General features: G+C 64.8%; 22 protein-coding genes. 12 read left to right on the top strand and 10 right to left on the bottom strand.

Annotated elements, in window-relative coordinates; all coding sequences use genetic code 11:
• Nucleotides 1-71 precede the first annotated feature (71 nt).
• The gene (locus E1809_RS01395) at nt 72-1,028 is read right to left on the bottom strand and encodes a LysM peptidoglycan-binding domain-containing protein (RefSeq protein ID WP_133202431.1); all 957 of its coding nucleotides are present in this window, start codon (nt 1,026-1,028) and stop codon (nt 72-74) included.
• Nucleotides 1,029-1,561: 533 nt separating this feature from the next.
• Here E1809_RS01395 and E1809_RS01390 point away from each other — a divergent pair.
• A complete protein-coding gene (locus tag E1809_RS01390; RefSeq protein ID WP_133202430.1) occupies nt 1,562-2,218 on the top strand; it encodes an NAD(P)-binding oxidoreductase in 657 nt (218 codons plus the stop codon).
• A 112-nt stretch (nt 2,219-2,330) separates the two neighbouring features.
• A complete protein-coding gene (locus E1809_RS01385; RefSeq protein ID WP_133202429.1) occupies nt 2,331-3,902 on the top strand; it encodes a Na+/H+ antiporter in 1,572 nt (523 codons plus the stop codon).
• 6 nt (nt 3,903-3,908) lie between these two features.
• Here the strand turns inward: E1809_RS01385 and E1809_RS01380 are convergent, their stop codons facing one another.
• Nucleotides 3,909-5,114 (bottom strand): ROK family transcriptional regulator, encoded by a 1,206-nt coding sequence (locus tag E1809_RS01380; RefSeq protein WP_133202428.1) that lies wholly within the window; start codon nt 5,112-5,114, stop codon nt 3,909-3,911.
• Between the two features lie 133 nt (nt 5,115-5,247).
• Here E1809_RS01380 and E1809_RS01375 point away from each other — a divergent pair, with 133 nt between their 5' ends.
• Nucleotides 5,248-6,951 (top strand): glycoside hydrolase family 13 protein, encoded by a 1,704-nt coding sequence (locus E1809_RS01375; protein WP_133202427.1) that lies wholly within the window; start codon nt 5,248-5,250, stop codon nt 6,949-6,951.
• A 101-nt stretch (nt 6,952-7,052) separates the two neighbouring features.
• Nucleotides 7,053-8,000 (top strand): aldo/keto reductase, encoded by a 948-nt coding sequence (locus tag E1809_RS01370; RefSeq protein WP_235835372.1) that lies wholly within the window; start codon nt 7,053-7,055, stop codon nt 7,998-8,000.
• Nucleotides 8,001-8,087: 87 nt separating this feature from the next.
• On the opposite strand, the gene E1809_RS01365 is transcribed toward E1809_RS01370, so the two are convergent.
• The 6 genes from E1809_RS01365 to E1809_RS01340 all read right to left on the bottom strand — a co-directional run bounded on the left by E1809_RS01365 (nt 8,088) and on the right by E1809_RS01340 (nt 14,422).
• The gene (locus E1809_RS01365) at nt 8,088-9,008 is read right to left on the bottom strand and encodes a TauD/TfdA dioxygenase family protein (protein ID WP_133202426.1); all 921 of its coding nucleotides are present in this window, start codon (nt 9,006-9,008) and stop codon (nt 8,088-8,090) included.
• Between the two features lie 39 nt (nt 9,009-9,047).
• On the bottom strand, nt 9,048-9,959 hold the full coding sequence (locus E1809_RS01360) for an ABC transporter permease (RefSeq protein WP_133202425.1): 912 nt from the start codon (nt 9,957-9,959) through the stop codon (nt 9,048-9,050).
• The gene (locus E1809_RS01355; protein WP_133202424.1) at nt 9,959-10,882 is read right to left on the bottom strand and encodes an ABC transporter ATP-binding protein; all 924 of its coding nucleotides are present in this window, start codon (nt 10,880-10,882) and stop codon (nt 9,959-9,961) included. Before E1809_RS01355 ends, E1809_RS01360 begins: the two co-directional genes overlap by 1 nt.
• Entirely contained in the window at nt 10,882-11,955 is a 1,074-nt protein-coding gene (locus tag E1809_RS01350) for an ABC transporter substrate-binding protein (protein ID WP_133202423.1), read from the bottom strand. The genes E1809_RS01355 and E1809_RS01350 overlap by 1 nt, the downstream gene beginning before the upstream one ends.
• A 287-nt stretch (nt 11,956-12,242) precedes the next feature.
• The gene (locus E1809_RS01345) at nt 12,243-13,238 is read right to left on the bottom strand and encodes a Gfo/Idh/MocA family oxidoreductase (RefSeq protein ID WP_133202422.1); all 996 of its coding nucleotides are present in this window, start codon (nt 13,236-13,238) and stop codon (nt 12,243-12,245) included.
• 2 nt (nt 13,239-13,240) lie between these two features.
• Nucleotides 13,241-14,422 (bottom strand): Gfo/Idh/MocA family protein, encoded by a 1,182-nt coding sequence (locus tag E1809_RS01340; RefSeq protein ID WP_235835371.1) that lies wholly within the window; start codon nt 14,420-14,422, stop codon nt 13,241-13,243.
• A gap of 170 nt (nt 14,423-14,592) precedes the next feature.
• Here E1809_RS01340 and E1809_RS01335 point away from each other — a divergent pair, with 170 nt between their 5' ends.
• The 7 genes from E1809_RS01335 (at nt 14,593) to E1809_RS01305 (ending at nt 20,569) form a co-directional block, all read left to right on the top strand.
• Nucleotides 14,593-15,630 (top strand): LacI family DNA-binding transcriptional regulator, encoded by a 1,038-nt coding sequence (locus E1809_RS01335; protein ID WP_133202421.1) that lies wholly within the window; start codon nt 14,593-14,595, stop codon nt 15,628-15,630.
• 115 nt (nt 15,631-15,745) lie between these two features.
• Nucleotides 15,746-16,609 carry an HpcH/HpaI aldolase/citrate lyase family protein gene (locus tag E1809_RS01330; protein WP_133202420.1) on the top strand — a complete coding sequence of 288 codons (864 nt, stop codon included), beginning with the start codon at nt 15,746-15,748 and terminating at the stop codon, nt 16,607-16,609.
• 88 nt (nt 16,610-16,697) lie between these two features.
• Nucleotides 16,698-16,922 (top strand): DUF3188 domain-containing protein, encoded by a 225-nt coding sequence (locus tag E1809_RS01325; protein ID WP_133202419.1) that lies wholly within the window; start codon nt 16,698-16,700, stop codon nt 16,920-16,922.
• An 11-nt stretch (nt 16,923-16,933) separates the two neighbouring features.
• Entirely contained in the window at nt 16,934-18,445 is a 1,512-nt protein-coding gene (locus tag E1809_RS01320; protein ID WP_133202509.1) for an FAD-dependent monooxygenase, read from the top strand.
• Nucleotides 18,446-18,510: 65 nt separating this feature from the next.
• Nucleotides 18,511-18,960 carry a MaoC family dehydratase N-terminal domain-containing protein gene (locus tag E1809_RS01315; RefSeq protein WP_133202418.1) on the top strand — a complete coding sequence of 150 codons (450 nt, stop codon included), beginning with the start codon at nt 18,511-18,513 and terminating at the stop codon, nt 18,958-18,960.
• A gap of 2 nt (nt 18,961-18,962) precedes the next feature.
• The gene (locus tag E1809_RS01310; protein ID WP_133202417.1) at nt 18,963-19,400 is read left to right on the top strand and encodes a MaoC family dehydratase; all 438 of its coding nucleotides are present in this window, start codon (nt 18,963-18,965) and stop codon (nt 19,398-19,400) included.
• A 101-nt stretch (nt 19,401-19,501) separates the two neighbouring features.
• Nucleotides 19,502-20,569 carry a UDP-N-acetylmuramate dehydrogenase gene (locus E1809_RS01305; RefSeq protein ID WP_133202416.1) on the top strand — a complete coding sequence of 356 codons (1,068 nt, stop codon included), beginning with the start codon at nt 19,502-19,504 and terminating at the stop codon, nt 20,567-20,569.
• Nucleotides 20,570-20,590: 21 nt separating this feature from the next.
• Here the strand turns inward: E1809_RS01305 and E1809_RS01300 are convergent, their stop codons facing one another.
• A complete protein-coding gene (locus E1809_RS01300) occupies nt 20,591-21,061 on the bottom strand; it encodes a hypothetical protein (RefSeq protein ID WP_133202415.1) in 471 nt (156 codons plus the stop codon).
• A gap of 110 nt (nt 21,062-21,171) precedes the next feature.
• Between E1809_RS01300 and E1809_RS01295 the strand changes: the two genes are divergently transcribed.
• On the top strand, nt 21,172-22,290 hold the full coding sequence (locus E1809_RS01295) for a winged helix DNA-binding domain-containing protein (RefSeq protein WP_133202414.1): 1,119 nt from the start codon (nt 21,172-21,174) through the stop codon (nt 22,288-22,290).
• 116 nt (nt 22,291-22,406) lie between these two features.
• Here the strand turns inward: E1809_RS01295 and asd are convergent, their stop codons facing one another.
• Nucleotides 22,407-23,561 carry an aspartate-semialdehyde dehydrogenase gene (gene asd, locus E1809_RS01290; protein WP_133202413.1) on the bottom strand — a complete coding sequence of 385 codons (1,155 nt, stop codon included), beginning with the start codon at nt 23,559-23,561 and terminating at the stop codon, nt 22,407-22,409.
• Nucleotides 23,562-23,583: the final 22 nt, after the last annotated feature.

The following is a 23,583-nucleotide window of genomic DNA, read 5'->3' as shown; positions in this document are numbered from 1 at the left end:
ATCCATGGGTGGCCGGAGGCCTCAAACAGGGTCAGGAACAGCCGCAGGGGCGGCCTTCGAGACGCCAATAGTCAGTTCAGACCGATGACCAGCATCTGGTTGGTGCCGGGGATGCAGGTCTGCAGGATGGCCCGGGGGAATCCTCCGAACACGGCCGCTACGTTGTTGGTGGTTCCGCCCTGGGGTACTTGGCCGCGTGCTGTGACGGTGTATGTTCCGTAGCCGACGATGTTCACGGTTTCCCCGACGCCGATGCCCGAGAAGCGTGCCCAGCCGCCGCAGAAGTCATGCTCCGTGATGAACAGCGAGTAGGCGTCGGTAGGCGTGAAGTGGATGGGGCCGATGCAACTGTCCACTGCCGCTTGCCCGCCTGAACCCGCCACATAAATGGTTCGCACTGCGGGCGCCGGTGCGGCTGCGGGTGCCGCGGCCGGTACAGGCGCAGGAGCGGGCGGCGGTGCCGGGGCCGGGGTAGCTACGGGTACTGGGGGCCCGGTCAGCTTCAGGACCTGACCCGGTACGATCACCGAGTACGCGCTGAGGCCGTTCGCCGCGAGCATCGCGTTGACGTCCACGCCGAACCTGGCCGCGATCGAGCCGACGGTGTCCCCGCTGACCACCGTGTAAGTGTTGGAATCAGCCGCCGGAGCAGCCGGCGGGGCCGGGGCCGGGATCACTGGAGCTGCCGGAGCCGCCACAGGCGCGGAGCTCGGAGCGGGCGCCGAACGAGGAACGGGTGCCGAGCTCGCGACCGACGACGGTGTTGCTGCCGTTGGAGCCGCGGCGCCGGCAGCGCTTTGGCTGGTGGCCCGAGAATCAAGGCCGGACGCGAGGGTGTTGTTTGTGCCTGCCGGCGCCAATGTCTGCGCATAGTTCTGCGTCAAGACCGCCGCGATGGCAACAATAGCGACGATGGTCCACGTGACTATGGCCGCTTTGTATCTTGCCAGCGTGTTTATTCCGCTGGATATCAGGGCCAGGGCGCTGTGTCCCCCGATCCTCCGGTGTATGAACTCCTGGTGGTACATCTCGTATCCCCGTAATTTCCTGGTGTCTACGGTCCGGCCGGGTAGCTGGTCCGGAGGTGTTGCGCAGGCGCAGGGGATGGCGCTTGTTGAGACCCTTTTGCTTAATTGCGCAGCACAGAAAAAGCCCTCTGATCCCGTCGCGACGAATAAATCCAACGAAAGGACTTTGGACACTCCGGTGGCGGAATTTATGAAAGAGCTATTTCTTTTCCTGCTGCAGGTAATTCGAGTGTAGAAATGGGGCAATTGCGTTCACACGAGTGGGTGCCACTTGCTTTTCGCGCTAACTAAGTGCTGGCTACTTGCTCAGTTCTGCTGGCTAGTCTTCCAGTGAGAGCAAGGCCTCAATTCCCGCGCGATGACGGGCGCTTTTGAGCAGGCGGCGACAACGTAATTAGGAAGCAAGCTTATAATTTTGGGGAAATTAATATTTCCCCAAGCCTTCCTTTTTAAAGATTGCGGGCGCCCGGTTTTTGGAACCAATTAACCAAGGTCCCCGGGGCAAGGCTTGACCGCTGCGACAGAATGGGTCCATGAGTCGAATCGCAATCATTGGTGGCCATGGCAAAGTAGCGCTCCTGCTCTCCCGCATCCTCAGCAACGAAGGCCACGCCGTCACGTCTTTCATCCGCAATCCCGATCACGCTGCAGACGTTTCCGAGGCCGGGGCGGCGGCAGTTGTTCTCGACGTCGAGAAGACCACGACGGCGGACCTCGCCGAAGCGCTTGAGGGCCACGACGCAGTGGTGTGGTCTGCCGGAGCCGGCGGGGGCAATCCGGAGCGCACGTATGCCGTCGACCGGGACGCCGCCATCCGCTCGATGGATGCCGCAGCGCAACAGGGCATTTCCCGATACGTGATGGTGTCGTACCTGGGGGCCGGCCCCGGCCATGGCGTGCCGAAGGAGGACAGCTTCTTCGCCTACGCCGAGGCGAAGGCCGCGGCAGACGAATATCTTCGGTCAACGCAGCTCGACTGGACGATCCTTGGGCCGGGCGCGCTGACCAGCGATCCCGGTTCAGGGCTCATCGAGGTGGACCCGGCCGATCCTTCAAACGGGCGGCAAACATCCCGCGCAAACGTGGCCTTGGTAGCGGCCGCAGTGCTGGAACTCCCGGAAACGGTTCGCCGCACCATCGAATTCCGCGACGGCACTGTACCAGTTATCGAGGCCGTGACCGCGTCATAGCCAAGGAAGTCCTGGCCAAGGAAAAGGGCGCGTTGCCGGGATAGGTTGGTACGGTCGCCCCTTGGGTTTTTTGAGGGGTGCTGCCGCTACAACGTTTGGGGAAACCACAAATATGGACCAATTGGCGCTGATTGTTGGACTGCTGCTCGCGACGGTGCTGGCCGTTGGCCTGGGGGATCGCCTTCGGCTTCCGTATCCGGTGTTGATGCTCCTCCTGGGCGTCGCGATGACGTTCATTCCGGGCTTCCCCGACTTTGAGCTGGCGCCGGAATTGATCCTGCCCATTTTCCTTCCGCCCTTGCTATTCGCGACCGCACAGAAGAGCTCCTGGGCGGTTTTCCGGGTCCGCTGGCGGACGCTGCTGCTGATGGCAGTGGCGCTCGTGGTGGTCTCGACGGCGGTGGTCGCCGGGGCTGCGTGGCTCATGATTCCCAGCATCGGCATTCCAGCGGCCATAGCCCTCGGCGCCATGGTTTCACCGCCCGACCCCGTCGCCGTGGAATCAGTGGCGGGCAGGGTCCACATGCCGCGCAGGCTGATCACAGTGCTGCAGAGCGAGGGCTTGTTCAATGACGCCGCCGCTATCGTGATCTTCCAAGCTGCCGTTGGGGCGAGCGTTTCGAGCACGAAAGTGGGTGCCGACGTCGTGGCCCTTTTCGTGGAAGGTGCCGCCTTGGCGGTCATCGTGGGCATCGCGATGGGCTGGCTCACGCGGCTCATCACCATGCTGGTCACGTCGATGGTGGCGCGCAGCGCCGTGACGTTGGTGGTTCCCTTTGCCGCCTATATCCTCGCCGAGGAGCTCCACGCCTCGGGGGTGATCGCCGTCGTCGTCACTGCCCTTGAAACGCAGCGGCACGCGCGGCCCCAGGACGCTGCCGAGCGGGTCACCCGCACCGCCTTCTGGGACGTTGTGGAACTGCTCGCGACAGGCCTGGCATTTGGCCTGGTGGGTTTGGAAATCCACCATGTGATCGAAACAGAAGGCGAGGCCATCTTCGGGATGGTCGGCGTGGCGCTGGTGGTGTGCGTGCTGGTATTCGCCGTCCGCTTCGCCTGGTTGGGGTTGCTGGCGATCGGTGCGCGGAAACGGAAGAACGTGTTGCAGCCTACGTCCGCCAAGGAGGTCCTGATCCTCACGTGGTGCGGCATGCGCGGACTCGCTACCTTGGCCCTGGCGCTCGCTCTTCCGCTCACGATTGCCGACGGAAGTGAGTTCCCCGCCCGGCACGAGATTCTGGTGATCGCGTGCGCTGTGCTCCTGGCCACCTTGGTCTTGCCCGGACTGACACTTCCGTGGCTGATGCGCGTCCTCAAGGCGTCAGAAGACGGCTCCCACGAAAAGCACGCGGCGCGGCTGCTCGCGAAGCGGGCCCAGAACGCGGCCATTTCAGCCCTCAAGGAGCATGAGCTGATCAAGGAGCTTCCCGCCGACAAAGTGGCCATGGTCAAGGAAAAGATGAGCCACCTCCATGCCGAACTGATGGATGGAACGTTGAAAGGCGGCTCGGAGGCGGAAAATCGCAAGCGCGGCAGGGAATTGGCCATCGCGGTGCAGACCATTGCGCTTGATGCCGCACGCCAGGAGGTGGTCACCGCCCGTGGCGAACCCGGTATGGATCCCGAGGTGGCTGATCGGGTGCTCCGCCAACTCGATCTCCGGACGATGGCCATGCCGGACTAACCCCGCCTACCCCCGCCGCAATTGGAGGTCCAGCGAGTGCTTCTCCACGTAATCGAGAGCGTGCCGGACTGCCCCGATGCCGACGATCGCGTCGCCAAGGGGCGATGCCGCCAGCCTTGGGGGAGTGGCTGTGTAGGCGGCCAGCTTGCGGGCGGCCGGTTCCAGGAGGACCGACGCCGACTCCGCCACGGCGCCGCCGATCACCACGAGTTCCGGATTGAGCATGATCGCGAGCGTCGACACCACGCGGGCCAGCCGGTCCGAAAGCCGGTCGAGTATGTCCAAGGCCACGGCATCCCCGTCAGCGGCCGCCTTGAAGACGTGTTGCGCGGTGACTTCGCTGCGAACCGGAACGGCGGTGCGCAGCGCAGTCTTCGCGCCCTCGGCGAGTGCTTCCTCCGCCCAGAGCCTGGCTAATGCGGCGAGGCCTTCGGGGGAGCCGACGCCTTCCACCATGTCCAGGTAGGCCATTTCTCCGGCGGCTCCGCGGCTGCCGTGGAGGAGCCTGCCGGCCTCGACCAAGCCCGCACCGAAGCGCTCGCCGGCGAGGAGCACAGCCAGGTCCTGGACGCCGTTGCCGGCCCCTTTCCAGCATTCGCCCAGTGCCGCGAGGTTGGCGTCGTTCTCGAGCAGGACAGCCCAACCGTGCAGGTCGTGCAGTGCCGTCTTCAGTCCGACGTCGAACAGGCGCCAGAAGGGCTGGCTGTCCAGGATGTTTCCCGCACGGTCCACGGGGGCCGCCAGGCCGACGCTAACAGCGAGGACTTTGTCCGGCGCCACTCCGGCGGCCTCGAGGGCGAGGAGGGCGGTTTCACTGATGACCCGGATTCTTTCCGGCGCCTGAATGGCCCTGGCCCGGAAGGGTTTGCTCGCGCGCCCGGTCGTCTTTCCCCGGAGGTCGGCGACCACGACGGTGGTCTTGAGGACGCCGACGTCGATGCCCAGGACGCAGCCGACGCTCTCGTCGAGTTCGAATCGCCTCGCGGGCCGGCCCTTTTGGTAGGTGCCGAAGTCGCGTTGGTTTTCCAGTTCGCGGATCCAGCCCCGGGCCATGAGGTCTTCGCATACGGCGATGGTGGTTGCCCTGGTCAGTCCGGTGGCGTCCATGAGTTCCGTGACGGTCACCGCGTTGGACGAGCGGATCGTTTCGAGCACGGTGGCGGCGTTGACTCTCCGCAGCATTTGGGGCGTGGCGGTGATGGTTTCCGGCATCCCTTGACCTCCTGTCCGGTTCCGTCCCATAATACTTCAAGCAGTAAATTTAGAGTCTAAATAAAACTTGAACACCACTGAACCACTGATGCGCCCACACAGCAGTCACAGACGACACAGAAAAGGAATTCCTTTGTCCACCACCGCCACTCAGGCAACTTCCCTCGACTCCCAGCGATCCGAGCGCATGGCCGACCCGAACTGGTGGCGCCAAGCGGCTGTCTACCAGATCTACCCGCGCAGTTTTTCCGACGCGAACGGCGATGGACTGGGCGACATCAAAGGCATCACGGCGAAGGTTCCGTACCTCAAGTCCCTCGGCATTGACGCAGTGTGGCTGAGCCCGTTCTACCCCTCGGCTCTGGCCGACGGTGGCTACGACGTCGACGACTACCGCAACGTGGACCCGAAGCTCGGCACCCTGGCCGACTTCGACGAGATGGCTACCGCCCTCCATGCCGCCGGCATCAAGCTGATCGCGGACATCGTCCCCAACCACTCCTCGGACCAGCACGAATGGTTCAAGGAAGCCTTGGCGTCCCCGAAGGGCTCGGCCGCCCGTGAGCGCTACATCTTCCGCGACGGCCTGGGCAAGAACGGTGAACTGCCGCCCGCTGACTGGGACTCCGTGTTCGGGGGACCGGCCTGGGAGCGCATCACGGAACCGGACGGCACGCCCGGGCAGTGGTACATGCACATCTTCACCAAGGAGCAGCCGGACTTCAACTGGGACAACCCCGAGGTCCGCGAGGACTTCCTGAAGACCCTCCGCTTCTGGTCCGACCGCGGCGTTGACGGCTTCCGCATCGACGTCGCCCACGCGCTGACGAAGCACTTGCCGGAGGTCCTGCCTTCGAAGGCCGAACTGCCCAAGGAAGGCGAGAACTCCCTTGGCGCCCACCCGTTCTGGGACCGCGATGAGGTTCACGAGGTCTATGCCGAGTGGCGCAAGGTCTTCAACGAGTACAACCCGCCGCGCACCGCCGTCGCCGAAGCGTGGGTGCACGCGGACCGGCGCGCCCGCTACGCGAGCCCGGAAGGCCTTGGCCAGGCGTTCAACTTCGACCTCCTCAAGGCCGATTTCGACGCCGCGCAGTTCCGCACCATCATCACGAAGAACCTGGCGGAGGCTGCGGCTTCCGGTGCCTCGTCCACGTGGGTCTTCTCCAATCACGACGTCGTCCGCCACGCCACCCGCTACGGGCTGCCGCAGGGCGTCGGCGTGGAGGGTCACGGCCAGGACGGCAAGGCGTGGCTGCTCGACGGCGGCCTGGCCTCCGACGTCGACGCCGAACTCGGCTTGCGCCGCGCCCGCGCCGCTTCGCTTCTGATGTTCGCCCTCCCGGGCTCCGCCTACCTGTACCAGGGCGAAGAGCTTGGGCTGCAGGAAGTGGGCGACATCGTGGACAGCGAGCGCCAGGATCCGGCGTTCTTCCGTAACCCGGGTGTGGACATCGGACGTGACGGCTGCCGCGTGCCGCTTCCGTGGACGAGCGAAGGTTCCTCCTTCGGCTTCGGCGAGGGACATGCTCATTTGCCGCAGCCGGAATGGTTCGCCGGGTACTCCGTCGAGGCGGAGGAGAACGTTCCGGGGTCCACGCTGGAGCTGTACCGCAAGGCCTTGGGGCTGCGCAGTGAATTGCAGGCGTCCGAGGAACTTGAATGGATCCCGTCCAGCAACGCCTCGGTCCTGCATTTCGCTCGGCCCAACGGCTGGCAGTCGGTGACCAACTTCGGCAGCGAGCCCGTGGCACTTCCGGCCGGCACCGTCGTCGTGAGCAGCGGACCGCTCGACGGCGGCAAGCTCCCGGGGAACACCACGGCCTGGCTCGTCTAGCCCCTCCTCCATGCAACTCGGGGTCACTTACAGCCCATGATGTCCCTCGGGACGGGCCGTAAGTGACCCCGCGTTGCTTTGTGTTGTGAAAGAGTTTGAAAATGACTGCAAAGAGGTTGATTTACGGCTGCATGGGCTTGGGAGGCCCGTGGGACAGCCCCGACTATGGCAACGAAGAGATAGACCAGGCGGCGGCAGCGATCGAAGCGGCCATGGGCATCGGGATTACCCTGTTCGACCACGCCGACATCTACCGCGGCGGGAAATCGGAAGCCGTGTTCGGTGAGGTTTTGTCCCGGACATCTGGCCTGCGCGAAAAAATTGAGCTGCAGACCAAGTGTGGAATCCGCCTCGCCGAAGCCGGAAGGGACGGCTACTACGACCTCAGCAAGGACGCCATTCTGGACCGGGTCAACGGAAGCCTCAAACGGCTTCGTACAGACTACGTGGACGTCCTCCTGCTTCACCGGCCGGATCCGCTCATGGAGCCCGCCGAGGTGGCGGCCGCCGTCGGGCAGCTCATCACGGAAGGCAAGGTGCGGCAATTGGGCGTGTCCAACATGTCCGGCGCCCAGATCGCTTTCCTGCAGGAACACCTGGAGGTGCCGATTGTCGCCAACCAACTGGAAATGAGCCTGCACAGGCGCGCCTGGCTCGAGAGCACTGTCCTGGTCAACCACGACGACGCGCTTGGCTACAGCTTCCCGCACGGCACCGTGGAACATTGCGTGAGCAACGGGATTGAGCTGCAAGCCTATGGTTCGCTCGCCCAGGGCCGCTATACGGGCTCGACGGCGGATGGCGCCACAGCGGCCGACGCGGCGACCGCCGGGCTACTGACAGAGCTCGCGGATACCAAGGGAACCACGCCCGAAGCGGTCTTGCTGGGCTGGCTCATGAAGCATCCGGCACGGATTTCCCCGGTGGTGGGCAGTTCCAATCCGGCCAGGATCGCGGCGTGCGGGGACGCGGCTGCCGCAGCCAAGGCGATGACCCGCACCGAGTGGTACGCCCTGTGGGTGGCGGCGCGGGGGAACAGGCTCCCATAAACGTAACGCCAAAAGCCCGGGCTGCCCGCACAACGCGGGTCAGCCCGGGCTTTTCCGGCTCTTATGGCTGCAACAACACACAGTCTGTTATAGCGGTGCGACAACCGAATACGCGGACGAGTCACCTTGGATGGACTGGCTCGGCTTGCCGTCCACGCCCACGGGAATGTCCCCGGCGATGGTCACGCGGTTGAGCTTGCGCGGCTGGCCGTCGTAGTTGTCCGGAGCGTAGTGCTGGGTGATCCGGTTGTCGAAGAGGACCAGTTGGTTCGGCTCCCAGTTCACCCGCACAACGTTCTCGGGCCGGGTTACGTAGGCCTGAAGCAAGCGGATGATGTCCTTTGACTCAGTGTTGGACAGACCCACGATCCGGAGGCGCTGCGCGAATCCCCCAATAAACAATCCGCGCTCGCCGGTCAGGGGGTGGACCCGCACCACGGGGTGCGCGGTTTCGAACTTGAGGCGGGTGAACTCCTTGCGCCGCTCCTCCGCGTTTTCGTGCTCAAGGTTCTTCGGTACGGAGTAGTCGTAATCGTTGGTGTGGATGGCCCACAGCGTGTCGGCGAAGTTGCGCAGTTCGTCCGGCAGGTCCTGGTACGCCCCGGCCGAGCTCGCGATCAAGGTTTCGCCGCCATACGCGGGAAGGTCGATGCTGCGCAGGGTGGACGCCTGGGGAGGGTTCACCACGAACGTGACATCGGTGTGCCAATTGTTGGCCGAGCCGTTTTCGCTGTCCACCGGAAGGACGTTCGCTTCGCCTTCCACGGATGCCACAGTGGGATGCGCGGTGGTGAGCGGTCCAAAGTGGCTGGCGAACTTCAATTGCGCCTCGTCGCTCAGGATGTTGGCCTCACGGAACACCAGGGCTTTGTGCTCGTTGAGGGCCGCCCTGATCTGCGCGACGGTTTCGGCGGAGAGGTCGCCGCTGAGGTCGAGGCCCCGGATTTCGGCGCCGATGCGGGAACCGAGTTTGGCGAATTCGAGTTTGGTTTCGGTAGCGATTGACATGGTTTCTTCCTTACTTTGTGGGTTCTGGTGGTGCGGGTATCAGGAGGAAGCGGCCCCGACGGCGGTCCGCCACCGGGAGAAGTGCCGTTCCAAGGCGACGAGCAGGAAGTTCACGGCAAGGCCCAGCAAGGACACCGTGAGGATTCCCGCGTACATGTCCGGGATGAGGAAGCTGCTCTGGGCGTTCACGATCAAATAGCCGAGCCCGGCCTTGGCGCCGACCATTTCTGCGGCAATGAGCACCAGGATGGAGGCGGTGCCCGCCATGCGGATGCCCGTGAAGATCGTGGGAACAGCCGAGGGCAGGATGACCTTCTGGAAGAGCCGGAAGCTGTTCAAGCCAAGCGACTTCGCAGCCCGGATGAGCAGGGGATCCACCGTCTTCACCCCGGCGATCGTGTTGAGCAGCACGGGGAAGAACGCGGCGTAGGCCACAATGCTGATCTTGGATTCCTCTCCGATCCCCAGAAGCAGCGTGAAAACCGGGAGCAGGGCGAGCGCGGCGGTGTTGCGGAACAGTTCCAGCAGCGGATTGAGGATGGCATTGAGCCGCGGGTACCAGGCGATCAGCAAGCCGAGGGAAATGCCTGCCACGAGGGCTGCACCGAATCCGGTTACGGAGCGCGTGAGGCTCGCTGCCAAGTGTCCTTGGATGGTTCCGGATTCATAGAGCTTGCCCCACGCGGCGAGGACGTCGTGCAGCGGCGGCAGGAAGACCCTCGTGGAGGAGTCCGCGAGGTACGTCGGACCGAGCTCCCACAGGGCAAGGAACGCGAGGATCCCGGCCACCTTCCACACGCCTGAACCGAGGCGGGCGGCGACGGCCCGCAGGAAGGTGGCGGCCGCCGTCGCACGCTTGCTTGTCGTCTTGGACGGACTGTGGCTCCCGACGGCGGGAGGCTGGCTTGGCGCGGTGGCCGCGGCGGCCTGGCGGGTGAGTGTGGTGCTCATCAGGCTGCGCTCCTTTCATGGTTTGAGGGGTTGGTGGTCGGTGTTTCGTCGGGAGCGGTTCCGTCGGGCAGGATCTTTCGGTGGCCGGCATCCTGGGCCACGCGGACCTCATCGTGGAGCAAAGTCCAGACCTTGTGGCGTTGCTCGACGAAGGCGGGATGCGAGCGGATGTCCTCGTCGCCGACGCGGTCCGGAATATCCACGTCCACGATTTCCTTGAGCCGGCCTGGGCGTGCACTCAGGACGGCGACGCGCTGCCCCAGGTACACGGCCTCGTCGATCCCGTGGGTGATGAACACGATCGTCTTGCCGGTCGCCCGCCAAATGCGCAGGAGTTCGTCCTGGAGCTGTTCGCGGGTCTGGGCGTCCAAGGCGGCGAAAGGCTCATCCATGAGCAGCACGTCGGGCTCATAAGCGAGGCTACGGGCGATGGCCACGCGCTGCTTCATGCCGCCCGAGAGCTCGTGCGGGAAGCGGTCCTCGAAGCCGGCCAGACCCACCAACGCGAGGTATTCGCTAGCCTTGGCGGCGCGCTCGCGGCGAGTGAGCTTGCGGCCATCCGGGCCTTTGCCTTCGAGGCCGATGGAGACGTTGGCGGAGGCAGTCCGCCACGGGAACAGCGCATACTGCTGGAAAACCACGGCTCGGTCCTTCCCGGGTCCCGTCACCGGCCGGCCGTCCACCAATACCTCGCCGGAGGTGGGCGTGGTCAGACCGGCCAGGAGGTCCAGCAAGGTGGTCTTGCCGGAACCGCTTGGCCCCACCAGGGTGAGGAATTCGCCGTCGCGCACGTCCAGGCTGAGTGCGTCGAGGGCGGTCAGGATGGTTGCTTCTTTCGCGCCGCCTTTGAGGCCTTTCGGTCCCTTTCCGGCGCGGACCGTGAATTGCTTGCTGACGTTCTGGAGGCTGATTTTGGCGGTCATCACGATCCCTTGCTCGCGGTGCTGGGGGTGGAAGTGCTGAAAGCGCCGGTCGCGAGCTCGTTGAACTTGTTCGTGTAGTACTTCGACGGCGTCAGATCGCCCTTGACGATTCCGGCGGTCTTGAGCCAGGTCGCCCAGCGGCTGAAGTCCTCGTCCTTGATCACGCCGTTGTCCGGCACGCCCGGGCTCTTCCAGTACTGCAGGTTGGCGGTGCTTTCGTTGCGTCCGCGGGCGTCGATGATCTTCTTGAACCGGGCGATCACTTCATCACGGGGCGTATCGGTTTCCCATTTGATCGCCTTCGCAACAGCTGTGGTGAAGATCCTGGCGGTGTTCGGATTCTTGGCGATGAAGTCGTTGCGGAGCACGATCTGCCCGCCGGCGAAGGTGCCGAACAGTTCATAGTCATTGAAGAGCGAACGGAGGCCGCCCGCGGCGATCGCATGATCCTGCAGGACCCCGCCGAGGGACGCGACGTCCACTTGGCCGCGGCGCAGCGCTTCTTCGGTGTCGTTGGGCGGAACAACTACCAATTGGACCTGCTTGATCTCATCCTGGCTGAGCCCGTTCTTCGTCAGGTAGGTGTTGATGACCGCTTCGGAGTGGGCGCCAAGGGTATTGACCGCGATCTTCTTGCCGATGAGGTCACGCGGTGCCTTGATGGGGCTGTCGGCCTTGACGTAGAAGCCGTTGAAGGTCTTCTGGTCTTCGCCGTAGTAGTTCACGACGGCGGTGACGGGAGCGCCGGCTTCCTCCAGTTTCACCACGGCTCCGGCGAATGCTCCGCCGAAGTCGGTCTGGTTGGTGGCCGCAGACTGGATGTCCTGGGGGCCGCTGGTGGTGTTGCCCACCCAGTCAAGCTTGATGTCGCCCAGGTAGCCGAGGTCTTGGGCGAGCTCGGCGAGGCCCACGTTGTTGGCCGAGCCCTGGTAGCGGAGTACCTTGACTTCCGGCTGGCCGTTCGCCGTGCCGCCGGGCTGGTCTCCTGCCTGGGCCGAGCCGCCGCAACCGGTCACCGTCAGCGCAAGTACGACGGCGGCCGCGACGCTTAGCAGGGGCAGTTGCAGTTTCATGGGGAGCTACTTTCTGGGGAATGGATTTCGTTGGTCCGAACCCGGCCGGAAAGCCGGTGGGAACGATGTAATCGCATCTCCAGAAGCGATGGAAAGCCCGGCGGTAACGCTCGGAAACGGCGGGAAACCGGGGGAAATCGGGCGCAATTCCGGGAAATTCAAAGACACCGGGGGACACAATGTCCCCCGGTGTCGTTCTATTGAGATTCGTGAACCTCGCAGCCCTTTAACGCCGCTTTGATGGTCCTTTTTGCACGTGTGCCTTGCGGTTTGGCCGCACGGCTGGGTTAATACTTGATCGGCTCCGACCGGCCGCTGGCCAAGGACCGCGTGGCCGCTTCGGCGATGGCCTGCGCCTTGAGTCCGTCTTCAAGCGACGGCGTGATCGGGGTGCCCTTCTCGAGCGCGTCCACGAAAGCGGCGAGTGCTGCTGCGTACGTGGGCTTGACCCGCTCGAACCAGCCAGGGTGGAGGCCGTCGTCCGTCACGGTGCCGGCACCGTAACGCGACACATTGCCGTTGCGGTGCCGCCGCGCTTCCGCCATGCCCTTGGAACCGAGCACCTCGATGCGCTCGTCGTAGCCGTAGCCCGTGCGGCGGGTGCAGTCGATCTGGACCAGGGCGCCGCCCGGCAGGCGAAGGCTGACCACGGACGTGTCGACGTCACCGTAGTCGGCCAGCCGCGGCTCGGCCATCGTAGATCCAGTCGCAAAGACCTCCACGGGATCCACGCCGGCAATCCAACGCGCGAGGTCAAAGAAATGGACCGCCTGGTCGCGCATCTGCCCGCCCGAAACGGCAATGTACTCGAGCGGAGGCATCGCAGGTCCACGGCTCGAAAGCTGGATGAGTTCCACGCTGCCGATTTCGCCCGAATCAACGATCCGTTTCAGTTCGGCGTAGTCGCGGTCGAAGCGGCGGTTGAAATCCACCATGGCCCGCGTCGAGCGCTGCGCGGCGTATTCGGCGGTTTCCTTCGCGTGGGCAAGATCGAGGTCGATCGGCTTCTCGCACAACACCGCGATCCCCGCATCCGCCGCCCGCCGCACATGTTCCGCGTGGGTGTCCGTCGAGGAGGCCACGAACACCGCGTCCACCGTCCCGGCGTCGAACACCTCATCCAAGCTATGAGCGACGGCGGCACCGAACGATCCGGCGACCGTCGCCGCCCGCTGCGGGTCGACCTCGTACACGAGCGCGAAGTCCACGTCCGGATTCGCGGCGAGGTTGGCGGCGTGCACGGAACCGATGAATCCGGCGCCGATCAGGGCGAAGCGTTGCATGGTCAGACCTCCTGGCTGATGGCGCCGGACGGGACGGTCCAGGCTCCGTTGTTGGCGTGTGATGCGGCGACGGCTTCGACGAACTGCACGCCGAGGAGCCCATCGATGCCGGTGGGGAAGGACAATTCGCGGACAGTGCTCTCGCGGCCGTCGCGGCGCGCGGCGAGTTCGTCCGCGAGGTCGAGGTAGAAATTCGCGAAAGCTTCCAGGAAGCCTTCGGGGTGGCCCAGTCCCACCCGGGTGAGGCGGGCGGCGTCGTCGGAGAGCGTGCTGAGGCCATGCGTGAGGATGGTGGTGGAGCCATCCAGGTCCTGTACGGACAAGTGGTGCGGGTCCTCGTGTTGCCATTCGAGGCTCCCGGCATCGCCGAAGATCCGGATGCGCAGGCCGTGGTTGTGCCCGGTGGCCGCCATGCTCGCCCAAATCCGGCCGGGGACGCCGCCGTCGAACCGCAAAGATATTGTCGCGTTGTCGAACACCTGGCGGCCGGGAACGAACGTATGGAGCTGGCCGGCGAGTTCCTCGGCCTCCAGGCCCGTGATGTAGCGGGCGAGGTGGTAGGCGTGCGTGCCGAGGTCGGCCACCACGCTGGGGAAACCGGCGATGTCCGGATTCGTGCGCCAGGAGGCTTGCTTGTGCCCGGTCAGTTCCAAAGGCGTGGCGGCCCAGCCCGAGGCGTGCTCGACGTCGACGAATGTGATGCGCCCCAGCGCGCCGTCGCGGATCATGCGGGCAGCCTCGCGAACCATCGGGTAGGCGGAGTAGCAATGCGGGACGGCGAGGATCGTATTGTTCTCCGCGGCGATCCGCACGAGTTCCGCGGCGCTTGCGGAGTCACCCGTGAGCGGCTTCTCGCACACCACGGCGATGCCCTTTTCCAGGAAGGCCTTTGCGATAGGGAAGTGGCTATCGTTCGGCGTGGCAACCACCACGACGTCGATGCCGTCCGGGCGTTCAGCCTCGGCTTCTGCCATTTCCTCATAGCCGGCGTAGCTCCGCCCGGGCGCAATCCCGAGGCTCCCTGCTATCCGTGCCGACTGTCCGGCGTCGCGGCCGAACACCCCCGCTTCCAGGGAATACCGGTCATCCAGGCGCAGGCCGAAGCGGTGGGTCTTCCCGATGTCCGCGCCCTGCCCGCCTCCTACCATTCCGGCGCGAAGGCGCGGTCCTTCTAGCTCGATCACGGTGACTCCTTTGTTGTGTGCGGCTGTGCTCCGCAGCCGTGCCTTGCTGCTGTTGCATGCGGCAATGCGTGGCGCATGAGGCTGATTTGGACAAATTTAGACCGTTCCATATTGCGTCAGTAATTCGGGGAGCGCAAGCCCTACACTTGGATTCGACCTAAGGAGACGAAATGCCCGAGCCTGACGCCGGCGCGCGATCGCCGCGGCAGCCGACCATCCGCGACGTCGCCGAGCGCGCCGGAGTGTCCAAATCGCTGGTGTCCCTCGTACTCCGCGACGCTCCACACGTAAGCGACGCCCGCCGGATGGTGGTGCTCGAAGCCATCGCCGAACTCGGGTACAAGCCAAACGCCCACGCACGCGGGCTCTCGAGGACCAAGAGCGACACCATCGGCGTCCTGCTCAATGACCTCCGCAACCCTTGGTTCGTGGACGTCCTGGAAGCCCTCACTGCGACCCTGCACGCCTCGGGCTTGTCACCGGTCCTCGCAGACAGTTACACCGACCAGCGCGTCGGGCGGCGTTCAGTGGAGGCCATGCTCCAACAAGGCATCGACGGGCTGGTCGTCGTCGGAACGACGCCCGAATTCGATGCCATCCAAGCGGCGGCCGAAGTGATCCCGGTGGTCCTCGCGGGGACACGGGATCCGAAACTTCCCAACGTGGACATCGTGGTGAATGACGATGCTGCGGGTGCCCGCGAAGCGACGCAACACCTCATTGACCTTGGGCACACCTACATTGCCCACTTGAGCGGACCCGGAGAAATCGGCCAATTGCGCCTCGCCGGTTTCCGCGAGGCCATGATCGACGCCGGACTCGATCCGGAGGAATTCACCGAGACCGGCGGCATGAGCGAAGAGAGCGGCTATGCTGCCTCACGCCGCCTCCTGACCCGGAAGAAGAGGCCCACCGCAATCTTCGCGTTCAACGACATCGCCGCGATCGGGGCACTTTCAGCAGCCGCAGATCAAGGCCTCCATGTGCCTTCGGATCTCTCCGTGGTGGGTTACGACAACACATACCTCTCCCGGATCCGCCACCTCTCGCTGACCTCCGTGGACAATGGCAACTTCGCTATCGGCGTCCAGGCCGGACGGTTCCTCGCCGAGCGGCTTGAGGCGCCGGTCCAGCTCCAGCGGATCCACCTCGTCCCGGCCACCCTCGAAGTGCGCGGATCCACCGCGGCCCCGCCGGCCGGTAAATGACCACTCGCAGGCACCGGGCGCCCGGGTCCCTGTCACATTTGATTTGTTCGTAGTGAAACTCACACCTGCGCCCGATTCTTCGCGTTCCCGGCGGCAGGGCGGATACGGTATATACATGACGTCTAGCACCGCCGCCGAGTCCATTCGGTCCACCCGTAACATTCCTGCCGATATCGCCCGTTCCTGGCTCCTCGTAAACGCCATGAAAACGGAGCTTTTCGACCAGTCAGCCATCTCGCGCGCGGACGCAATCATCCTCGACATCGAGGACGCCGTCGACCCCTCCCAGAAGGACACCGCCCGGGAGAACGTCATCAACTGGTTGTCCGGCGGCGGCCAGGCATGGGTCCGCATCAACGACGCCACGAGCCCGTTCTGGGCCGATGACCTTGCCGGCCTCCGCGGCACCCCCGGCCTGCTCGGCGTCATGCTGGCCAAGACCGAGTCCGCGGACCAGGTGACGGAGTCCTTCCACCGCATGGACGGCAAGACCCCCGTGATCGCCCTCGTGGAATCCGCCCTCGGCATCGAGGAAGCCAACCACATCGCCCGTGCCCAAGGCGCCTTCCGCCTCGCTTTCGGTTCCGGTGACTTCCGCCGCGACACCGGCATGGCCGCAACCCCCGAAGCCATGGCCTACCCGCGGGCCAAGCTCGTCGTCGCGAGCCGCGTAGGCAACCTGCCGGGCCCCATCGACGGCCCGACCGTCGGCACCAACCACCCGATCTTGCGGGAGCAAACCGGCATCACCGTGACCATGGGCATGACCGGCAAGCTCTGCCTGGCCATCGACCAGACCACGGTCATCAACGAAGTCATCAGCCCCACGCCGTCGGACGTCGCCTGGGCAACCGACTTCATGAGCGACTTCGAAGCGAACGGCCGCGTCATCCGCGACGGTTCGGACCTCCCGCGCCTTGGCCGCGCGGAGAAGATCATGAAGCTCGCCGTCGCCTTCGGCGTCCAGCCCTCCCTGTAGTTCCTTTCGCTGCCGGTTTCGGGCGGACGCTCATGCCTGATGTGCACGAGCGTCCGCCCATACCGGGCTTGTGGCCTAAACTTGGCTGGTGCTGAACGAATTCTGGGCCACCGCTTCCACTACCTACAAGACGCTGGTTTTCAGCGCGATGGGGCTTATCGCCGTCGGGATTATCCTGACGATTGTCGGTAACACCTCGCACAACCAGGGGCTCGCTGACGCATCGCTCGCGGTCATCGGGCTTGGGCTGATCTTGCACGTGGTGGGCATGGTGGTTCGTGGGCAACAAATCCGCAAAGGCCTGAAAAAGTAGCGGAGGTGGCAGTGGCCGGACATGCGGTGGTGATTGCCGGGGCCGGTCCTGTGGGCCTCACGCTCGCGGGCGAACTGGCCTTGGCGGGTGTTGACGCCTTCGTTGTCGAGCGGCGTCCCAACCAGGATCTTGCCGGTTCACGAGCCGGTGGCCTGCACTCGCGCACCATCGAAGCCTTCGAACAGCGCGGAATCGCCGATCGCTTCCTTGCCGAGGGACAAACCGCCCAAGTGGCTGGCTTCGCCGGGGTCAAGCTGGACATCAGCGAATTTCCCACCCGGCACAACTACGGGCTCGGGTTGTGGCAGAAACACATTGAGCGCATCCTGGCCGAGTGGACCCGTGAGTTGGGAGTCAAGGTCCATTACGGCGTGGAAGTGCTCGGCTTCAGCCAGGACAAGTCCGGAGTCGACGTCGAACTTTCCACCGGGCAGTCGGTGCGTGCGCAATACCTTGTGGGGTGCGACGGCGGTCGGAGCCTCGTGCGCAAAACGGCCGGAATCGATTTTCCCGGCTGGGATCCGACCACCAGCAGCCTGATCGCCGAAGTCGAGATGACGGAGGAACCGGAGTTCGGCGTCCACCGCGGGCCCTTTGGCATCTATTCCTTCGGTAAGCGCGAGTACCGGATCCGCGACGGCGAAGTGGAGTACGCCGATGGCGGACCCGTGGGCGTCATGGTCACCGAGGAACATGCCCAACACAAGAACGAACCCACCCTGAGCGACCTCAGCAACGCACTTATCGCGGCCTGCGGCACGGACTACGGCGCCCACAATCCCAGCTATATCTCGAGGTTCACGGACACCACCCGGCAAGCGGACACGTACAGGAACGGCCGCGTCCTTCTCGCCGGTGATGCGGCGCATGTCCATGCTCCCGACGGCGGGCAGGGACTCAACATCGGTGTACAGGACGCCATGAACCTGGGATGGAAACTTGGCCGGGTCGTCAATGAATCCTCACCCGAGAGCCTTCTGGACAGCTACCATGCCGAGCGCCATCCCATTGCTGCCCGCCTCCTGCGAAACACCATGGCGCAAGTAGCGCTCCGCCGCCCCGACGACCGCATCAAAGCCGTGGGCGACGTGATCGCCGAACTCCTCGGTATGGAAGAGCCGCGCAAGAAGTTCGCTGCCATGATGTCCGGACTCGACGTCCACTACGGCCCGGAGGAGGGGCATCCCTTGCTCGGCCGTCGCATGCCGGATCTTGAGGTCACCACTGCCGAAGGGCCCGTCCGGGTTTTCACCCTCCTGCACCGCGCACGGCCGGTACTGCTCAACTTTGGTGAGCCCGGCTGGTTCATGTTCGACGCCGTCGACATCACCGCCTGGGCGGACCAGGTTGAACTGATCGACGTTGAATATGTGGGTGCATGGGATCTCCCCGTGCTCGGAGAGGTCGATGCCCCGACCGCCGTCCTGGTCAGGCCCGACGGATACGTCGCGTGGGTCGGGAACGGCACCACCGAGGGCCTCGCCGAGGCACTCACCACCTGGTTCGGCCCGCCTGCGCGGTAACGGCCTGCCCGTGCCGTAAGCCCGCCCGCGCAGTAACGGGCCAACCGGCCCGATAGGGTTGGAACATGACTATTAACCCGGATTTGCAGGGCCGCAGCTACCCTGCCGCAGAGGTGTATGACGTCGGCCGCGAGAAGATCCGGGAATTCGCCCGGGCCGTGAAGGCCACGCACCCGGCCCATTTCGACGTCGAGGCCGCCCAAGCCCTCGGCCACAGGGACCTCGTCGCTCCGCCGACCTTCGCCATCATCGTCGCCCAGCGTGCCGATGCCCGGCTGATCGAAGACCCCGACTCCGGAATCGATTTCAGCCGCGTAGTCCACGCCGACCAGCGCTTCACCCACCACCGGGCGATCGTCGCCGGCGACCAGCTGCGGGCCGAACTGCACGTCGACGGCGTCCGCGCCATGGGTGGCGGGGCGATGATCACCACGCGTTCGGAAATCACCGATGCCGACGGCGGTCCGGTCGTCACCACCATCTCGTCCATCCTGGTCCGCGGAGAGGGGCAGTAACCATGGCTTTGAAATTTGAAGAACTCGCGGTCGGCCAGGAGATCGGCAGCAGGAGCATCGACGTCACCCGCCAGGACCTCGTCAAGTACGCAGGCGCGTCCGGCGACTTCAACCCCATCCACTGGAACGAATCCTTCGCGACGTCGGTGGAGCTCCCGGGAGTCATCGCCCACGGCATGTTCACGATGGGTTCCGCCGTGCAGCTGGTGAGCGACTGGGCAGGCGACCCTGCCGCCGTCGTCGACTACCAAACGCGGTTCACCAAACCGGTGCTGGTCACGGACACCACCGGAACGAGCGAGCCGGGCGCCGTGATCGAAGTCGCCGGAGTGGTTGGCGCGCTCGACGTCGATGCCCGCACCGCGCGCATCGACCTGACCGTCACCTTCGGCGGCCAGAAAGTCCTGATGAAGTCCCAGGCCGTTGTGAAGCTCGCTTGAGCGAGCTGAAAGAATCGGTATCAGGCGCCACCGCGACAGACTTGTCGCGGTGGCGCCTGATGCAGTCGGTGGGGGCGGTGGATCCCGGCTAGGCTGGTTGGGTGATCCAGACAATGCTTTCCGACCTGACCACCTCCGCAGTTGGCGGCCCTGCCGGCGCTTTCGTGGAGGCGCGCAGCGAAGCGGAAATCATCGACGCCGTCCGTTCGGCAGACGCGGCAGGGGAGCGCCTGCTCATCGTCGGCGGGGGATCCAACCTCCTGGTTTCCGACGACGGGTACCCGGGCACGGTGCTCAAAATCGCTTCCGAGGGGTTCGAAGTGAATTCCGAGGACAGCTGCGGCGGCGTCTCCGTGGTGGTCCAGGCCGGGCACAACTGGGACTCGCTCGTGGAGCATTCCGTGTTGCACGCTTGGTCCGGGCTGGAGGCCCTTTCCGGCATCCCGGGCGCGACAGGTGCCACCCCGGTACAGAATGTAGGGGCGTATGGCGCGGATGTTTCACAGACCATCGCGGCTGTGCGCACGTGGGACCGGGAACGGAACGCGGTCCAGACGTTCACGAACTCCGAGCTCAAGTTCAGCTACCGGGACTCGATCCTCAAGCAGACCACGGTGGACGGTTCACCGCGGTACGTCGTGTTGACGGTTGAATTCCAACTGCCCCTCGGGCGGATGAGCGCCCCCATCCGCTACGCGGAGCTTGCGAAGGTCCTGGGAGTCGAAGCCGGCAAGCGTGCCTATTCCAACGACGTGCGCCGCGAGGTGCTCCGCCTCCGCGCCTCCAAGGGAATGGTGCTGGATCCGGCCGACCGGGATACATATTCCACCGGTTCCTTCTTCACCAATCCGATCATTCCGGCTTCGGCTTCAGAATCGCTTCCCGACTCCGCTCCGCGTTATCCGGCCGGCAGCGATGGCCTGGTGAAGCTTTCGGCGGCCTGGTTGATCGATCAAGCCGGGTTCGGGAAGGGCTTCGGCCTGGATCCTGCGAGCGTTTCGGGCGGCCGGGCGTCACTGTCCACCAAGCACACCTTGGCCATCACCAACAGGGGTGGGGCGTCGGCTTCGGACTTGGTGGCCATCGCGCGCGAGGTGCGCCGGGGCGTCGTCGAGCGCTTTGGAATTGAACTGCACCCCGAACCGCTGCTGATCGGCGTCGCGCTGTAAGGGCTTCCAGTCAGGAAGCGCTCAGTGTTTTCCGATGTGCAGGACTTTGTTGAGGAGCAAGTAAGTCAGCCCGCAACTGGCCGCTCCCAGGAGGAAGATCTGGCTGAACGCGACGCTCTGCGGGGAGGGGCCGCCGGGGGACATCCAACCGGCGGTCGCGAAGCCGACCACGCCGAGGAGCATCACGACGGCGGCGAGCAGGAAGCTGCGCACCTGGTCGGCCGCGCTGGCTTGGAAACCCGATTCCGAGTCGTCGAATTCCCGATCGCCCGAAGGCTGGCACGCGGCTGCCAGACCGAGGAAGACAGCCGCGGCACCAGTTGCGATGAGACCGATTTGCTGCACGGTTTCCATGGAGGGCGACAACCGCACTCCCGCACCAACGGCTATGGCCAAGCCGCAGACAAGCCCGACGGCGGCAGCGCACCAACCGGCGGCCGCTAACCGACGGCTGAGCGGCCGGAGTAACGGACCCAACTCACCGAACAGCATGGCCTCAGCCTAAAAGGGCCCGCTGGAAGGCCGCTGGGAGTGCCATGGGAGTTGCTCAGGTACCTGAATCGAGGACTGAAGCTGTCCGCCAGCCAGCCTATGATGAGCGCATGGCAGCTTTGGCGAAGGTCCGTGTCACCCCGAAGGTCGTTGGAAGGCTCCGTCTCGCCAGCCAAGGGCTGCTCGGCGGATTCTCCAGCGTGGAAGACTGCGTGTCCAGGATGGGCGCCATGCAGGCCCAGGACCTCGCCTCGGCATTTTGGGCAGTGGGGCAGCGGGTTCCCGGTTCGGGGCTCTCAGATGTCCTGGAATCACTGGAGAACGGCACAGTGGTGCGTTCATGGCCGATGCGCGGCACGCTGCACCTTGTTCTCCCCCGGAACCTCCGCTGGATCCTCGCCATCACCACCGATCGCATCATGCGCTCGGCTGCGACGCGCCACCGGGACCTCGGCATCACGGAAGCCGACATCGGGGCGTGCAGTGACCTCGCCTTGGAACGAGTCTCCGGCAGTCCCGGCGCCACTCGCGAGGAGCTTTTCAAGATTTTCGAATCCGCGGGCCAGGCAACCGCCGCCCAGCGAGGCATCCACTTGCTGTGGATTCTTTGCCAGAACGCCTGGCTGGTGCAGGGACCGCCTGCGGGTGCGGGCGGCAAGGCGCTTGGGCAGCAGCTGTTCGTGGCCTTCGATGAGTGGATTCCGGAATCCCGGGCGCTGGACCGCGAGGAGGGGATCGCCGAGTTCCTGCTCACGTACCTGCGCAGCCACGGTCCGGCTACGCTTTCCGACTTCGCCTGGTGGACCGGGATCCCCAAGACCGAGGTCAAGGCCGCCCACGAGGCGATCCGGGCCGAACTTGTCGAGCTCGTCGTCAGCGACGTGTCCTATTGGCTCACGCCCGAAACCGCCGCATTGCTCGACGACGGCGTTCCCGGCGCGCGCACCGTCCTCGCCTTGCCGGGATTCGATGAATTCCTGCTCGGGTACACGGACCGGAGCCTCGTCCTGCCGCCCGGGCATTTCGAGAAGGTGGTCCCGGGTGGCAACGGCGTTTTCAAACGGATGATCGTGTCCGGCGGGGAAATAGTCGGTACGTGGGCGCGGACCGGAAACGGCCGCAGCGCCGGCGTTGAAGCTGAGCCTTTCGTGGCGGACGGGTTAAGCCCGGCAGCGCGGCGTTCCTTCGAAATCCAGGCAGCGAAATACCTGCGGTTCATGGAACGGTGAATGGAACCCTGAGCAGGCCCCCGCCATTTAAAGCCATCAGCCCGTTAACGCCCTCGTTAACGCCAACGGCCCGCCGCCTCGTTGAAGGCAGCGGGCCGATGTAGGTGCGGTTCCGACTACAGCGTGCCGGTGGCGATCTTCAGCATGCGGCGCAGCGGTTCGGCCGCACCCCAGAGGAGCTGGTCGCCCACGGTGAAGGCGCTGATGTACTCAGGTCCCATCTCAAGCTTGCGGATGCGGCCGACCGGGATGTCCAGGGTTCCGGATGCGGCGACCGGGGTGAGGTCCGCCATGGACGCTTCCTTGGTGTTGGGAACCACCTTGGCCCATTCGTTGTCCGTGTCCAGGAGCTTCTCGATATCGGCCACGGACAAGTCTTCGCGCAACTTGAGCGTCAGGGCCTGGGAGTGGGAACGCATGGCGCCGATGCGGACGCAGAGGCCGTCCATGGCGATGTGGTCCTTGCCTTCGGTGCCCTTGCCGGTGCCGAGGATCTTGTTGGTTTCCACCCCGGCCTTCCACTCTTCCTTGGACTGGCCGTTGCCGAGGTCGGCGTCGATCCAGGGGATCAAGGACCCTGCGAGGGGCACGCCGAACTGGGTGGCGTCAACGCCGGTGCGCTGGGCGGCCAGGACTTTCCGGTCGATTTCCAAGATGGCCGAAGCGGGATCCTCAAGTTCGCTGCTGACCTCGTTGTTGAGGGTCCCGAACTGGTTGAGCAGCTCCCGCATGTGGCGGGCGCCACCGCCGGACGCGGCCTGGTAGGTCATGGAAGTGCCCCACTCCACCAGGTTGTTCTTGAAGAGGCCGCCGAGTCCCATCAGCATGCACGAGACCGTACAGTTGCCGCCGATGTAGTCCTTCACTCCGGAGGACAGGCCTTCGTCGATGACGTCGCGGTTGATGGGGTCCAGGACGATGATGGAATCGTCGTTCATGCGCAGGGTGGACGCGGCATCGATCCAGAGGCCGTCCCAGCCCCGACTGCGGAGTTCGCCGTGGACCTGCTTGGTGTAGTCGCCGCCCTGGGCGGTGACAATAATCGGCAGCTTGGCAAGCGTCTCAATATCGAACGCATTCTCGAGCTTGCCTGTGCTGCCCTCTGCTGTACCAGCGAGGGTGGGCGCGGCACCTCCCGCGTTCGAGGTGGAGAAAAATACCGGGTTGATGGTGGCGAAGTCTCCCTCTTCCTGCATGCGGTGCATCAGGACGGAACCGACCATGCCACGCCAACCGACCAGTCCAACGGACGGATTAGCTGCTGTAGTCATTTGAACAGTCTAAACTTTCGGG

It is taken from the genome of Arthrobacter terricola (assembly GCF_004354015.1).
Lineage (GTDB): Bacteria > Actinomycetota > Actinomycetes > Actinomycetales > Micrococcaceae > Arthrobacter > Arthrobacter terricola.
The sequence above is the reverse complement of the archived record's forward strand: the minus strand, read 5'-3'. Positions and strand labels throughout refer to the sequence as shown.